This window comes from Streptomyces sp. NPDC043680, from assembly GCF_056436685.1.
This window is the reverse complement of record NZ_JBWKCE010000049.1, coordinates 1-1,323: the sequence shown is the minus strand read 5'-3', so window position 1 is coordinate 1,323 and position 1,323 is coordinate 1. Positions and strand designations below refer to the sequence as shown.

Here is a 1,323-nt window from a genome sequence, read left to right as displayed (position 1 = left end):
CAGCCGCTGGCCGGCGCCCGCATCACCGGCTCCCTGCACATGACCGTGCAGACCGCCGTCCTCATCGAGACCCTGGTCGCCCTCGGCGCCGAGGTCCGCTGGGCCTCCTGCAACATCTTCTCCACCCAGGACCACGCGGCCGCCGCCATCGCCGTCGGCCCGAACGGCACCCCGGACAACCCGCAGGGCGTACCCGTCTTCGCCTGGAAGGGCGAGACGCTGGAGGAGTACTGGTGGTGCACGGAGCAGGCGCTGACCTGGCCGAACACCCCCACCGGCGGCCCGAACATGATCCTGGACGACGGCGGTGACGCCACCCTCCTCGTCCACAAGGGCGTCGAGTTCGAGAAGGCCGGCTCCGCCCCGGACCCGTCCACGGCGGACTCCGAGGAGTACGGCCACATCCTCACCCTGCTGAACCGCACCCTCGGCGAGACCCCGCAGAAGTGGACGCAGCTCGCGTCCGAGATCCGCGGTGTCACCGAGGAGACCACCACCGGTGTCCACCGCCTCTACGAGATGATGGCCGAGGGCACGCTGCTGTTCCCGGCGATCAACGTGAACGACGCGGTGACGAAGTCGAAGTTCGACAACAAGTACGGCTGCCGGCACTCGCTGATCGACGGCATCAACCGTGCCACCGATGTCCTGATCGGCGGCAAGGTCGCGGTGGTCTGCGGTTACGGCGATGTCGGCAAGGGCTGCGCGGAGTCGCTGCGCGGCCAGGGCGCCCGCGTCATCGTCACCGAGATCGACCCGATCTGTGCGCTGCAGGCGGCGATGGACGGCTACCAGGTCGCGACGCTGGACGACGTGGTGGAGACGGCCGACATCTTCATCACGACCACGGGCAACAAGGACATCATCATGGCCTCGGACATGGCCAAGATGAAGCACCAGGCGATCGTGGGCAACATCGGCCACTTCGACAACGAGATCGACATGGCCGGTCTGGCGAAGATCGAGGGCATCGTCAAGGACGAGGTCAAGCCGCAGGTCCACACGTGGACGTTCCCGGACGGCAAGGTGCTGATCGTGCTGTCCGAGGGTCGTCTGCTGAACCTGGGCAACGCGACCGGCCACCCGTCGTTCGTGATGTCGAACTCGTTCGCGGACCAGACCCTGGCGCAGATCGAGCTGTTCACCAAGCCGGAGGAGTACCCGACCGACGTCTACGTGCTGCCCAAGCACCTGGACGAGAAGGTGGCCCGCCTCCACCTCGACGCCCTCGGCGTCAAGCTGACCACCCTGCGCCCGGAGCAGGCCGAGTACATCGGCGTCAAGGTCGAAGGCCCGTACAAGCCGGACCACTACCGCTACTGA

Annotated in this window: 1 protein-coding gene; it reads left to right on the top strand. The window is 67.1% G+C overall.

The window, feature by feature from the left end:
* The coding region (gene ahcY, locus AC0666_RS33950) for an adenosylhomocysteinase (protein WP_478709114.1) at positions 1–1,323 on the top strand (1,323 nt) is incomplete at its 5' end.